Source organism: Cellulomonas algicola (genome assembly GCF_003851725.1).
GTDB lineage: Bacteria > Actinomycetota > Actinomycetes > Actinomycetales > Cellulomonadaceae > Cellulomonas > Cellulomonas algicola.
Genome location: NZ_BHYL01000384.1, coordinates 1 through 13,247, shown reverse-complemented (window position 1 = coordinate 13,247; position 13,247 = coordinate 1). Strand labels below are relative to the sequence as shown.

The following is a 13,247-nucleotide window of genomic DNA, read 5'->3' as shown; positions in this document are numbered from 1 at the left end:
CCTCCGCGGTCGTGCCGTCCTCCGCCGTGCCGTCGGCCGCCGGCACCGCGACCGCGGGACGCTCGCCCAGGACCTCGTCGGCGGGCGCGGGCGTGCGCAGCTCCGCGGTCAGCGCCCAGAGCGCGACCGCGAACGCGGCCGACCCGACGAGCCAGACGGTCAGCGGTGTGACGGACGTGTTCCACCACCACTCGCGCGCGGTGTCAGGGTTGAGGCTCAGGTTGTCGTCACCCGTGAGGTAGCGCGCGAGGTTGACGTGCAGGGCGACGGCGTTGGCGACGGCGAGCGCGCCGACCACGAGCCAGCGCTGCGTCACGCTGAGCACGAACGCCGCCCCCGTCGTCCGTGTCATCGCCGTCGCGGCGAGCAGCACGACGAGCGGGAAGACGTAGCGCGACTGGACCTGCTCACCCACGGGCGCGTCGGCGATGTACTGGATGTACGAGGGCACGACCGCGACGGCGAGCGCGACCAGCGCGAGCGCGAGGCCCCGCCGTCGTCCCAGGCCGGTCAGCGCCGCGAAGACGCAGCCGAAGAAGCACGCGAGCGCCGCGACCCACACGACCGCGGGCATGGCGGTGTCGAGCCACCCCAGGTTCCACGTGCCGAAGCTCCCGACCCACAGGCTCGGGACCTGCAGCAGCACGCGGCTCAGGCGCAGCAGCGAGAACGGCTCGCCGGACTGCGCCTCGACGGCGGACGACTGCCCGGCGGACAGGAACGACCAGCCGGCGACGGCCGCGAGCAGCGCCGCGTAGGCGAGCCGCGGGAGGTCGGGTCGGCCCACGCGGCCCGCGATGACGACGGCGACGACGACACCGAGAGCCGCGTAGAGCGCGCCGTCGGCCCGCGAGCCGGCCGCGAGCAGCAGCGCGGGCACTGCGACCGCAGCCGTCGCGTAGGTTCGCCACCGTTCGCGTGCGGTCAGGAACCCGACGGTCGCGACCATGAGCAGCGCGGCGGCGTAGAGGGTCCACCCGCTGGGGTTGATCGAGCCGACGAAGAACGTGCCGTACGGCACGGCGCACACCAGCATCGCGAGCACGAGCCCGCGACGCTGACCGGTGCTGACGAGCGCCGCGACCGCGGTCGAGACGAGCACCACGACGAACGCCGCGAGCACCCGCATCGCGACGACGGAGCGCTCGACGTCCGGCCCGACGAGGTGGCTGAGCGTCCAGTAGTAGACCGGCGGGTAGTCGCCGGTGAAGTTGCCGCGGTTCGTCAGCTCCATCGCGCCGTCGGGCTCGGTGAGCCGGTCACCCTGGCACGCGGCGCTGTCCTCGGGCTTGAACGCGTAGCAGGGCGTGTTGACGATGGAGGTCGGCACCTGACGCGTCGTCGGGTCGGTGCCCGCCTCGCACACGCCGTCGCGCAGGCCCTGGCCGCACCACACGCTGCCGAGGTGGAAGTCCTCGTCCGGGCTCGAGCCGACGGCCGAGGACAGCGCCCACGTGACGAGGGCGACGAAGACGGCGACGACGCCGACGGCGGGACGCAACCAGGGATGACGGCTCAGGACGCGGGGAAGCACGCGCCATGGTAGCGGGAGGAACCGGTCGCTCCCGCGGTGCCCCGGCAGGGCCGGCGGCCGGTCAGCCGGCCGCGAGCACCTCCGACGCCGCCTCCTCCCAGCGGGAGTCCCACGCGCCGATGGGCTCCACGCCCGCGGCCCGCAGCGACGCGTGGCCGAGCACGGAGTAGGCCGGTCGCGGGGCCGGCCGGGCCGACGCGTCCGACGTCGACGGGCTCACGATCGCCGGGTCGAGGCCCGCCGCACCGACGACGGCACGGGCGAACTCGAACCACGACGCCTGCCCCGAGGACGTGCCGTGGTAGACCCCGGCGGGCGCCTGCGCGTCGACCAGCCGGACGACGAGGTCCGCCAGGTCGCGGGTCCACGTCGGCTGGCCGAGCTGGTCGTCCACCACGTCGAGCGCGCCCCGCTCACGCGCCGCCCGTGCGATGGTCCGCGGGAAGCACGGGCCGTTCGCGCCGTACAGCCAGGCCGTCCGCACGATCAGGTGGTCCGGCGCCTCGGCCCGCACGGCCCACTCGCCCGCAGCCTTGGTCCGGCCGTACGCGGAGAGCGGGGCGATCGGCGCGTCGTCCTCGTACGGCGTGCCGGCGTGCCCGCCGAAGACGTAGTCCGTCGAGACCTGCACCAGGCGGGCCCCCGCGTCGTGCGCCGCGCGGGCGAGGACCGCGGCGCCGACGGCGTTCACGCGGAAGGCGTCGGACTCCTGCGACTCCGCCGCGTCCACCGCCGTCCAGGCGGCGCAGTTCACCACGACGTCGGCCCCGCGGACCGCGCGCGCCGTGGCGTCGGCGTCCGTGATGTCGACCGTCCCGCGGTCGGCCGCGACCACGTCCTCGTCGCGGGCGCGCAGCAGCGCGACCAGGTCCTGCCCGAGCATCCCCGCCGCTCCAGCGACCAACCAGCGCACGATGCGTCCTCCCCGTCGTCCCACGATGTCCGGGTCAGGGTAGCCGCGCCGATACCCTGGTCGGCGACCAGCGGACGTCGTCGGAGGAGATGCAGTGGAGTTTCGCGAGCTTGCCGTGCCCGGTGCCTGGGAGATCACGCCCCGGCAGTTCGGCGACCCGCGCGGGGTCTTCCTCGAGTGGTTCCGCTCGGCCCCGTTCGGCGACGCGACCGGCCACGCGTTCGACCTGCAGCAGGCGAACCTCTCGGTGTCCGCGAAGGGCGTGCTGCGGGGGATCCACTTCGCGGACGTGCCACCCGGGCAGGCCAAGTACGTGACGTGCGCGCGCGGCGCGGTGCTCGACGTCGTCGTCGACATCCGGGTCGGCTCCCCCACGTTCGGCACGTGGGACTCGGTGCTGCTCGACGACGTCGACCGCCGTGCGATCTACCTCGGCGAGGGGCTCGGCCACGCGTTCATGTCCCTCGAGGACGACTCGACGGTCCTGTACCTGTGCTCCGCGGGCTACAACCCGGGGCGTGAGCACGGCATCCACCCGCTCGACGAGACGGTCGGCATCGACTGGCCGACGCAGGCGCGTGACGGCAGCCCGATCACCCCGCAGCTGTCCGAGAAGGACGCCGCCGCGCCGTCGCTGCGCGAGGCCGAGGCGCAGGGGCTGCTGCCGCGCGCCGAGGACGTCGCGCAGTACCTGGCGTCGCTGCGTGGCTGAGGCCGCCCCGGACCGTCCGCCGGTCGTCGCCGTGATGGTGACGTACCGGCCGGCGGTCGACCAGGCGCTCGCGCTCGTCGACGCGCTCGCCCCGCAGGTGGACCGCGTGGTCGTGGTCGACAACGGCAGTCCTGCCGACGACGTGGCCGCGCTGCGGGACCTGGTGGCGGCGTACGGCGGCGAGCTCGTGGCGCTCGGCGCCAACCTCGGCATCGCGTCCGCGCAGAACGTCGGGATCGCCCGTGCGCGTGAGCTCGGTGCGCGCCTCGTCCTGCTGTCCGACCAGGACTCCCTGCCCGCGCCCGACATGGTCGACCGGCTCCGCGCCGGTCTCGCGACCGCCGCGGAGCGCGGGCCCGTGGCGGCCGTCGGCCCGATCACGACCGACGAGCGCAACGAGGGTGCGGCGCTTCTGTTCTCCGACCACCGCTGGGGCCCCCGACGCGCGGACATCCCGGCGACGGACGGCGCCCTCGTGCCCGTGACCTTCCTCATCGCGTCCGGCTGCCTGGTCGACGTGGCCGCGCTCGACGTCGTGGGCGACATGGACGAGGCGCTGTTCATCGACCACGTCGACCTCGAGTGGGGCCTGCGAGCGCGACGCGCAGGGTTCGCGCTGTACGGCGTCGTCGGCGCCCGCCTCGCGCACGCCCTCGGGGACGAGACACGGCGGATCGCGGGCCGGCGCCGGGCCGTCCACCTGCACTCCCCCACGCGCAACTACTACATGGCGCGCAACACCGTGGCCCTGGTGCGCGGCGACCTCCTGCCCACCGCGTGGCGCTGGGGCTACGCGGCGTGGATCACGAAGTACTCGGTCTTCTACGTGCTCGCGGTCGCGCCGCGCGCCCAGCGGCTGCGGCTGCTCGTGCGCGGGCTCGCCGACGGCCTGCGCGGCCGCACCGGCCCACTCGCCACGGCGCGCCGGTGAACGGCGTGCGAGACGGCGCGCGGGGTGGCACCGCCACGGCCAGCGTGCCGACGTGGACGGACCGCGCGCGGGGCATCTGCCCACCTTCGGTAGGCTGCTCCGGTGTCATCGAGCGTTGACCGGGCGCTGATCGTCATCCCGGCGTGGAACGAGGAGGCGGCGTTGCCGGGGGTCCTCGCGGAGGTGCGTGCAGTGTGCGCCTCGCGGCCGGAGCTCGCGTCGACCGACGTCCTCGTGGTCAGCGACGGCTCCCGCGACCGCACGGCCGAGCTGGCCCGCGCGGCGGGCGTCGCGGTGCTCGACCTCCCCATCAACCTCGGCGTCGGCGGCGCGATGCGGGCCGGCTTCAAGTACGCCGTGCGCGCCGGCTACACGCAGGTCGTGCAGCTCGACGCCGACGGTCAGCACGACCCGCGCGCCATCACCGACCTCATGGCGGCCGCGCGCGAGCACGACGCCGACCTCGTGATCGGCGCCAGGTTCGCCGGCGCCGGCACCTACGAGGCCCGCGGGCCGCGCCGCGCCGCGATGCGCGTGCTCGCCGGGGTCCTGTCGCGCGTCACGCGCACACGCCTCACGGACGCGACGTCGGGCTTCAAGCTCGCGCGGGGACGTGCGCTGCCGCTCTTCGCGACCGAGTACCCCGCGGAGTACCTGGGCGACACCGTCGAGGCGCTCGTCCTGGCGGCGCGTGCCGGGCTCACCGTGCGCCAGGTGCCCGTCGAGATGCGCGAGCGGCAGGGCGGCCAGCCGTCGCACGGCCCGCTCAAGGCGACCGTCTTCCTGCTGCGTGCCGTCCTCGCGCTCGTCGTCGCGCTCAGCCGCCCGTCGCAGGTGAGCACCGCCGACCGCGGCGAGGTCGCCACGGGTGCCGCGCGGTGAGCGGCTACGTCACCGCCCTGGTGCTCACCGTGGTCACCGTGGGCTCGATCGTCTACCTGCTGCGCGCACGCCGGATCCGCGAGAAGTACGCGGCGATCTGGATCGCGCTCGCGATCGTCGTCCTCGTCATCGGCGCGTTCCCCGCCGTGCTCGAATGGCTCGCGGCCGCGCTCGGCGTCATCCAGCCGGTCAACCTGCTGTTCCTCGTGACCGGGCTGGTGCTGTTCCTCGTCTGCGTGCAGTTCAGCGTCGAGATCTCCCAGCTCGAGGAGGAGACGCGCACGCTCGCGGAGGAGATCGCGCTGCTGTCCGCCAAGGTGGACGCGCAGGCAGCCGCCACGCAGGCAGTCGCCGCGCAGGCAGCCGCAACGACGCGTGCCGCGCTGGACCACCCGACCGACGGCTCCGTCGCGCCGGCCTCGGCGACGCCGGTGGACGTCGACGACCCGCGGCCCACGGCGCCCGGCCCGACCGAGCGCGCCTGACCGCTCGCTCGAGCGACCCGGCCGCCCGGACCCCGACCGTCCGCGCGCACCTGACCGCACGCGCCACGAGCGACCCACCCGCCCGGACCCCGGCGTCCGTCCGAACGCGTCCGTGCGCGTGGACCTCGCCGTGCGGCGACCCGGTCCACGCCGTCGACGACGCACCCCTCGTCACGTCGGCGTGATGCCCGGCGACGCGCGGGCCGGTGGCCGTCCCCGAGAACGCCGACGGGCGGGTCTGACGGAACGCTGCCGCCACACCCGCCCGTGCGCGGGCGTCAGCCGAAGTACCCCACGACGTCCAGCAGCAGGTGGGACGTGCCCTGGTCGTTGTAGACGGCCACGGCTCCGCCCGCCCCGAGCCGCACGACGACGGCGTTGGCCTGGGTGTGGGCGCCGGTGCTGTTGAGGTCCGACGTCGGGGTCAGGGGCAGACCCGCGGGCCACACGCGTGCGTGCGTCCACGGGGCGGTCTGGTTGACGGCGGTGACGGTGCCGGCCACGGCGGTGGCCCCGGTGGGCACCACCGACGTGGGGACGGGGACGACGCGCTGCCCCGTGGGGCCGAGGGGCGTCGTCAGCCGCGTGTCGAGCACCCGGGTGGGGGTGATCGGGGTGAACAGCGCGCCGCTCGTGCCGCCCGGCGCGCCGTACCAGCCGCCGATGTCGACGATCGCGTCCGCGGGCGCGCCCTTGAGCGCGAGCGTGACGGTGCCGTTGACGACGGGCACCACCGCGCGGTTCGCGACGTCCGCCCCGAGCTGCAGGTTGACGGTCGACGTGGTCGGCAGACCGCCGCCGCCGTACGCGACGACGTAGCCGTTGCCCTGCGCGCGGGTCGTGGTGACGTTCACCGTGACGGCGCTGAGCGAGGCGGCCGGGACGTCGAGCGCGGCCGCGACGTCGATCGTGCGGGGTGCGCCGTCCGTGAGCTGCTGCCCGGTGTACCGGGAGTCGAACGCGCGGACGGGGTCCACCGCGGTGTACCGGGCGCCGGTGCCGCCGGTCGTGTAGTAGCCGAGGACGTCCACCAGGTAGTGCGTGGTGCCGACCGGGTTGTAGACGCTCACGGCCCCGCCGCCGCCCAGGGCGACGGTCACGAGGCTCGCCTGGACACGGGCCGGGTCGGTGTTGACGACGGACGTGTTCGGCATCGCGGAGCCCGCGGGCCACACCCGCAGGTGCCCGGCGACGCTCGTCCCGACGGCCGTGACGTTGAGCACGACCGCGGACGCGTCGGCGGGCACGCCCGCCTTGCCCGCGACGACGACGTCGGCCCGCCGGCCCCCGCCGAGGGCGGAGAAGGTGTCCCGCGTGTCGAGGACGCGCGTCGGGGTCAGCGGCACGTAGGAGCCGGCGCCGCGCAGGGTGACCTCGGCCTGCGGCGCCGGGTCGGCGGGCGGGCGGACCTCGAGCGCCGTCCGGAACGGGGCCGCCTGGTTGCCGGCGTCGTCCTGCGCGGACAGCGTGAGGTCGTAGGTGCCGGGCCCGACGTAGGGCGACGCCCCTGCGGGCGGCGAGTCGTAGGTGCCGAACCAGTTGGCGTTGAACCGGACCCCCGACTGCGCGGAGCCGTGCACGGTCGCCGCGAGCCGGCCCGTGCTCCGGTCCACGACCGTGAGCGTCCAGGACAGGGGCACGTTGGGCGTCGCGCCGATCGCGAACTGGCCGCCGTGGTCGATCGCGCTCGACGAGACGAGCACCTGCTCGAGGGCGGGCGTCGTGGGCCGCGGACGCCACCAGCTCGAACGGAGGCCGAACGCGGGCGTCGCGATCGTGCGGCTGCCGGTCGAGCAGTCGACGCGGGCCTGCAGGACCCGGCCGCCGAGCTCGCCGTTGCCCGTGCGGCTCGTGACGACGAGCGCGCGCAGCGTGCCGTTCGACGGGCACTGCGCGGCGACGGTCGAGACGGGCAGCGAGGCCGTCCACCGGGAGACCGTGTCGCCCGGCGCCGAGCCGGTCCACGGGTCCTGCTGCGCGATCTGGTACGGGTAGCCGCCGGCCGTCGTCCAGCCGCCGTTCGACGACGAGAACTCGGTGAACGCCGCGGCGCCGTTGTACGTGCGGACCTGTCCCGCGGTCGCGGCGATCGCCGCGTCGGAACGCGCGTCCTCGTTCGAGGCGGTCAGCGTGCCGGCGGCGTTGGCGGTGCCGCGGCCCGCGTAGACCTGGCACGTGGTCGTGTCGCACAGCGCGCTGCCGTGGTCGACCTTCCACTGCGCGTAGGTGCGGGCCGCGACGGCCTGCGCCTGCAGCGCCGCGGCGCCCCAGCTCGCGGGCGACTCGCGCGGGACGACGCTGCGCAGGTAGCTCTCCATCGGGAGGCTGTTCGTGACGTTGAACGCGGTGCCGGAGGTCGGCTCGATGCGGATGTCGCCGCGGTACCAGCGGCCGCTCGTGTCGCCCTGCGACGCGGCGATGACCATCCCGTACTCGTCGAGCGACTCCATCCGGAAGACGCCGGTGAACTGGCGGGTGTCCGTCACGGCCCCGTTCGGCGCGTCGCGGCGCTGCGCGGTGACCGTCTGGCCCGACACCGTGATCGTCCAGCGGCCGGTGAACCCGAACGTCTCGGAGCCCACGGTGCCCATCCGGATCGTGCGTCCCTCGGGTGCCCACACGGTGACGCTCGACGCGGGCGTGTACGTCACCAGCGACGTCTTGACGTAGGTGCTCGCCGGCTGCGTCGCGGTGCCCGTGCCCGGGTAGTAGAAGTCGAGGATCTGCGCGGCGGACCGACCCTGGAGCGCCTGCGCCTGCGCGCCCCACTGCGACATGCCGCGGCCGTGCCCGAACGCGCGCCCGTCGACCGTCCAAGCCCCCGACGCGGGGACCGGGTAGACCTCCTCGGCGGCGTTCGCCGGTCCGGACAGGGCGACGAGCGTCGTCACCCCGATCGCCAGCGTCGCCGCTGCGGCGACCAGTCGGCCTGCGAGTGTCACGGCACCTCACCTCGTCGGACGTTCACGGAGCCGTCCGAGCATAGGCGTCAGGGGCGAGGCGTGGTGCGGACTCGCACGAACGTCATCCCACGAGCTTGCGACGCACGACGAACGCCGTCCGACGCACGACCGCGACCGGCCCGTCGGACCGCAGCACGCGGCCCGCGGCCACCACCTTCGACCCGCCGGGCACGCGCAGCAGCAGCTCGCGCAGGTGGTCCGCCGACCCCGCCGGGATCCCCGGGTACGGGTCGAGCCAGCCCTCGGTCGAGTCCAGCGGCTCGTCGTCCAGCACGGGCTCCCAGCCGGACGCCGCGCGAGGGCCGTCGGCGGCACGGGCGCGCCACACGGTCGTGAGGATCTCCTCGTACCGCTCTCCCTGCGCGTGCGGACCCCACCGCAGGAGCGCGTCGCGGCGGGCGCGCGACCCCGTGCGGCGGCGTGCGAGCGGGTCGTCGAGCAGCGTGGTGATCGCCTCGACCCACGACTCCTCGTCCGTCGCGAGCATCCCGGTGACGCCGTGCTCGACGGCCTCACGGAACGGCTGCGTGGGCGAGGCCACGGTCGGGGTCTCGACGAGCGCGGCCTCGAGCCACTTGATCGCGGACTTCGCCTCGTTGAACCGGTTGTCGAGCACGAGCGGCGCGAGGTTGACGTCGACGTCGCGCAGCCGCTGCGGCAGCTCGTACCAGGGCAGCATCGGCAGACGTCGCACGCGGTCGCCGAACTGCTCGAGCGCCGGGCCGGTACCCAGCTGGCCGCCGAGCCACAGCTCGACGTCGGGGTGCGACGCGAGCACGCGGACCACGGCGGGCTCGACGGCGGCCCAGTCGGCGTCGTGCGTGTTCGTCCCCGAGAAGTACCCGATCCGCAGCGGACCCGGCGTGCGGGGACGCGCGAGCGCCTCGTCGCTCACCTGCGCGAGCGCCTGGCCGACGCCGTTCGCGAACCGGTGCGCGGGGATCCCGGTCACGGCGGTCACGTGCGCGCACAGCGCCTCGGTGCTGCCGACGTACGCGTCGCACATCTCGAGCGTCGTCCGGTAGCGCGCGACGCCGCGCCACCACAGCGCGTGCTCCTCGGCCGACAGGACGTGCAGGCCGTGGACCTCGCCCTCGAGCTCGGGGTCGAAGATGAGGTCGTCGACGTCGAACAGCACGGGCACGGCGCGGTCGCGCGCGCGGACCCGGTCGACGAGGTCCGCGACCTGCACGGTGGCGGGCACGCGGTAGAGGACCACGACGTCCGCCCGGTCCGCGAGCTCGGCGATCTCGGGGTCGCGGTAGTGGCGGACGTCGACGGTGAAGCCACGCATCCGCAGCGCCTCGGCGGGCAGCCGGCCGCGGTACCGCAGCGCCGCACCGCGGATGCCCACGACGACCAGGACCCGGTTGACCAGCGAGCGCAGCCCCGCATCGACCTCGGCGGTGCGCTGCTCGGGGTGCTCGGCCGGGTCCTCGCGGTCGACGAGCTCGCGGTAGACCTCCTCCACGTGGTCGAGCTGCTCGTCGACCGTCCGGATCGGCACGGCCTGGGTGCCGCCGCGCAGCCGCCGGACGAGCGCGGGCGACTCCGCGAGTCGTCGCAGCGCGGCCGCGAGCGAGTCCGCGTCGCCCGCGGGCACGACCAGGCCGTTCTCGCCGTCCCGGACGACCTCCTCGGGACCGAGGGTGTCCGTGCACACGACCGCGAGCCCCGACCCGAGCGCCTCGCGCGTGACGATCGAGTACGACTCGCGCATGACCGACGGCAGCACGAGGACGTCGTGCGTCGCGAACACCTCGGCGACCTCGTCGCGTCCGTACCGCGGGTGGAAGCGCACCTCGGGGCGATGGCGGCCGCGCTCCGGCACCCCGTAGACGTCGAGCGTCCACGAGCCGTCGGACGGCAGGGTGTCGACCGCGCGCAGGAGCACGTCGATGCCCTTCATCGGGTCGGGGGTGCCGGCGAAGAGGAGGCGCACGGGGTGCGGCTCGTCGTCGCCGGCGTGCGGCACCGGGGCGCCCACGAGGTCCTCGGGCGGCACGCCGTTCTCGTCGACGCGCAGCCGGGCACCGTCCACGCCGTTCGCCTCGAGCACCGCGCCCGCGCTCGCCGACGGGGTGAGCACGACGTCGGCGTGGCGCAGGTACCGCGCGAGGACCGTGTTGCGCCGCTCGAGCCACGTGTGACCGCCCGCGCACGGGCAGGTGCCGCAGTCGACGACGAGGCTGCACGGCCGCATGTCAGGAGCGACGAGGAACTGCCGCGCGCACGTCCACCAGAAGTCGTGCATCGTCACGACGACGGCCGCACCGGCGCGCTGCGCGACCTCGACGAGCTCGCCCCCGAGCGTCTGGAGCGAGTGCAGGTGCACGACGTCGGGCTTGACCTCGTCCAGCCAGCGCGCGAAGTCCTCGCCCACCGGGGGGTTCACGCTGTTGCGCGGGTCGGCCCACGCGGTCCACGGCGTCGTCACGATCCACCGTACCTGCACGCCGGAGCCGTCGTCCTCGGTCCAGGTCTCGAGCGGCCGGCGGTGCTCGTCGAGGTGACCGGCGTACACGAACACCTCGTGCCCCCGCGCGGCGAGCCCGCGGGCGAGGCGCTGCGGGACGAGGGTCCCCCCGCTCACGTGGTTCGGGGGATAGTGAGCGGAGACCTGCACGACACGCATCCGTCCACTCTAGAGGTCCGCGAACGTCCGCCGTTCGAGTGCCCTGGCACGGTGTCCGGATGCCTTACCCTCACCCCATGTCAGTGCATGAGCCCTCGAGTGCAGCGTGGCACTCGGCCCTCGCCGAGAAGGACGCCGCCGCCCACGCCCGGATGGCGGACTTCACCGACCGGGGGGAGGTCGACCTGCTGCGCCGGCGGCTGGAGGCCACGGTCGCCGAGCTCGAGGTCGCCCGTGCGGGCGTCCATCTGCGCAACGGCCTGCTGCACGACCAGAGCGTGGCCCTCACCGAGCGTGACGAGCGGATCCAGCTGCTCGAGGCCCGGCTGACGCCTGACGAGGCGCGCGGCAGCGCGTCGGGTGCGGCACGCGCCGTCGCCCGTCGCGGCCGCTCGGTGCTGCGTCGGGGCCGGTCGGCCTTGCGCGGCGTGCTCGCCGGCCGGCGCGCGTGACGCCGTTCGTCGCCCTCGTCCTGCTGCCCGGCACGGACGACTCGGGCCTGCTCCGCACCGCGCGCAGCGTCGCCGCGGCCGGGGACGGCCCGTGGACGCTCGTCGTCCCGGCCCGTGTCGGGAGCGAGCACGCACGCGGCGAGGTGCGCCACCTCCTCGGGCGGCGGCACGTCCAGCTCGCCGACGACGGCGCGCCCGGGGACGAGCTCGGTGCCGCGTTCGACGCCGTGACCTCCCGGTACGTCGGCCTGCTCGGCGGCGGTGACGAGGTCGAGGCCGGTGTCCTGCGTGCCGTGGTCGACTACCTCACGGAGCGCCCCGAGGTCGACGTCCTCTACACCGACGAGCAGTGGCCCGCGCCGGGGATCACCGGCATCGCGACCAAGCCCCACTGGGTGCCGCACTACCTCGAGGGGTGGGACTACCTCGGTCGGCTGTGCGTGCTGCGCCGGTCGCTCGTCGCGGAGGTCGGCGGCCTGCGGACCGACGCGCCCCGCGCCGTCGAGTGGGACGTGCACCTGCGCGTGACGGAGCGGACCGACCGCGTCGAGCACCTGCCGCTCATCGGCGTGACGCGCGAGACCGGCCCCGCACGCGACGCGGAGACGGCCGAGCACGGCCGACGCGCGGTCGCGGCCCGGTACGCACGGCTCGGCGTTCCCGCCACGGTCGAGGTGACCGGCCCAGCCGGGTACGTCCGCGCCTGGCGCACGCTCGACGACCCGCCGCTCGTCTCGATCGTCGTCCCGACGGGCGGCGGGCGCCGCGAGGTCGGCGGCGTCCCCACACTCGTCGTCGAGACGTGCGTGCGCTCGCTCGTCGAGCGCACGACGTACGACCGCTGGGAGCTCGTGCTCGTCCCGAGCGAGAACACGCCGCCCGACGTGGTCGAGCTGGTCCGCTCGATCGTCGGGGACCGGCTCGTCGTCGCGCCCGTCACGGGCGAGTTCTCGTTCTCGCACTCCGTGAACGAGGGTGTGCGCGTCGCGCGCGGCGACCTCGTGCTCCTCCTGAACGACGACACCGAGGTCGTCGAGCCGCGCTGGCTCGACCGGCTCGTCGCAGTCGCGGCCGACCCGACGGTGGGCGTGGTGGGCGCCAAGCTCCTGTACGAGGACGGCACCATCCAGCACGTCGGGATCATCCACGACGACGAGTGGCTGCCGATCCACGCCCACCGGCTGGGCGCGGACGACGACAGCCACTTCGGTGCGAAGGTCGTCGACGTCGACTACCTGGCCGTGACGGGCGCGTGCCTGCTGACGCCGCGGGGCCTGTACCTCGAGCTGGGCGGGTTCAGCACCGAGCTGCCGATGGCGTTCAACGACGTCGACTACTGCTACAAGGTCGTCGCCGCCGGGTACGGGGTGGTGTGCGCGCCGTTCGCGACGCTGTTCCACTACGAGAGCACGTCACGGGTCGCGGACGTCCGACCGTTCGAGCGCCGCTACCTCGAGGAGCGCACGACCCGGCTCGCACAGGTGGACCCGCACATCAACCACCGCTCCGCGCGCTGACGGCCGCACGGCCCGGCGTTCGCCGGCCGTCGCGGACCAGCGTGCGCCGGGCGGCGACGCCGCGGTCCTGTCCGGGCCGGGTCAGCGTCGCCGCGCGAGCCGCCAGCGGACCTTCGACACGACCTGCCGTGGCCCGCCGGCACGCAGGTGGCGCCAGGCGGACCGTGCGTCGGCGACGAGCCGACGCACGCGCGACGGCGCGGCTGTCCTGGGCGCGGGCGCG

The 13,247-nt window shown here is 74.9% G+C and carries 10 protein-coding genes; 6 read left to right on the top strand and 4 right to left on the bottom strand.

Annotated elements, in window-relative coordinates:
- Both CTKZ_RS19605 and rfbD read right to left on the bottom strand, forming a co-directional pair.
- Nucleotides 1–1,534 (bottom strand): DUF2142 domain-containing protein (locus CTKZ_RS19605; RefSeq protein ID WP_124344492.1); only part of this gene is annotated, 1,534 nt, incomplete at its 3' end.
- A gap of 61 nt (nt 1,535–1,595) precedes the next feature.
- Nucleotides 1,596–2,447 carry a dTDP-4-dehydrorhamnose reductase gene (gene rfbD, locus CTKZ_RS19600; protein WP_124344491.1) on the bottom strand — a complete coding sequence of 284 codons (852 nt, stop codon included), beginning with the start codon at nt 2,445–2,447 and terminating at the stop codon, nt 1,596–1,598.
- Between the two features lie 94 nt (nt 2,448–2,541).
- Between rfbD and CTKZ_RS19595 the strand changes: the two genes are divergently transcribed.
- From CTKZ_RS19595 to CTKZ_RS19580, 4 genes are all read left to right on the top strand, one after another.
- On the top strand, nt 2,542–3,159 hold the full coding sequence (locus CTKZ_RS19595; RefSeq protein ID WP_124344490.1) for a dTDP-4-dehydrorhamnose 3,5-epimerase family protein: 618 nt from the start codon (nt 2,542–2,544) through the stop codon (nt 3,157–3,159).
- Nucleotides 3,152–4,090, top strand: coding sequence for a glycosyltransferase family 2 protein (locus CTKZ_RS19590; RefSeq protein ID WP_200829836.1), 939 nt, complete (start codon nt 3,152–3,154; stop codon nt 4,088–4,090). Before CTKZ_RS19595 ends, CTKZ_RS19590 begins: the two co-directional genes overlap by 8 nt.
- A 102-nt stretch (nt 4,091–4,192) precedes the next feature.
- Nucleotides 4,193–4,972 (top strand): glycosyltransferase family 2 protein, encoded by a 780-nt coding sequence (locus CTKZ_RS19585; RefSeq protein ID WP_124344489.1) that lies wholly within the window; start codon nt 4,193–4,195, stop codon nt 4,970–4,972.
- Nucleotides 4,969–5,457 (top strand): DUF2304 domain-containing protein, encoded by a 489-nt coding sequence (locus tag CTKZ_RS19580; protein WP_124344488.1) that lies wholly within the window; start codon nt 4,969–4,971, stop codon nt 5,455–5,457. Before CTKZ_RS19585 ends, CTKZ_RS19580 begins: the two co-directional genes overlap by 4 nt.
- Nucleotides 5,458–5,735: 278 nt before the next feature.
- Here the strand turns inward: CTKZ_RS19580 and CTKZ_RS19575 are convergent, their stop codons facing one another.
- Entirely contained in the window at nt 5,736–8,399 is a 2,664-nt protein-coding gene (locus CTKZ_RS19575; protein WP_124344487.1) for a SpoIID/LytB domain-containing protein, read from the bottom strand.
- A gap of 82 nt (nt 8,400–8,481) precedes the next feature.
- On the bottom strand, nt 8,482–11,055 hold the full coding sequence (locus CTKZ_RS19570) for a glycosyltransferase (RefSeq protein ID WP_124344486.1): 2,574 nt from the start codon (nt 11,053–11,055) through the stop codon (nt 8,482–8,484).
- Nucleotides 11,056–11,132: 77 nt separating this feature from the next.
- Between CTKZ_RS19570 and CTKZ_RS19565 the strand changes: the two genes are divergently transcribed.
- Together CTKZ_RS19565 and CTKZ_RS19560 are read left to right on the top strand one after the other, a co-directional pair.
- Nucleotides 11,133–11,507, top strand: coding sequence for a hypothetical protein (locus CTKZ_RS19565; protein WP_124344485.1), 375 nt, complete (start codon nt 11,133–11,135; stop codon nt 11,505–11,507).
- Nucleotides 11,504–13,024, top strand: coding sequence for a glycosyltransferase (locus CTKZ_RS19560; protein ID WP_124344484.1), 1,521 nt, complete (start codon nt 11,504–11,506; stop codon nt 13,022–13,024). The genes CTKZ_RS19565 and CTKZ_RS19560 overlap by 4 nt, the downstream gene beginning before the upstream one ends.
- Nucleotides 13,025–13,247: the final 223 nt, after the last annotated feature.

Coding starts and splice junctions, on each gene's coding strand:
- CTKZ_RS19570 (WP_124344486.1), bottom strand. CDS start 11,055: ATGCGTGTCGTGCAGGTCTCCGCTCACTATCCCCCGAACCACGTGAGC.
- CTKZ_RS19565 (WP_124344485.1), top strand. CDS start 11,133: ATGTCAGTGCATGAGCCCTCGAGTGCAGCGTGGCACTCGGCCCTCGCC.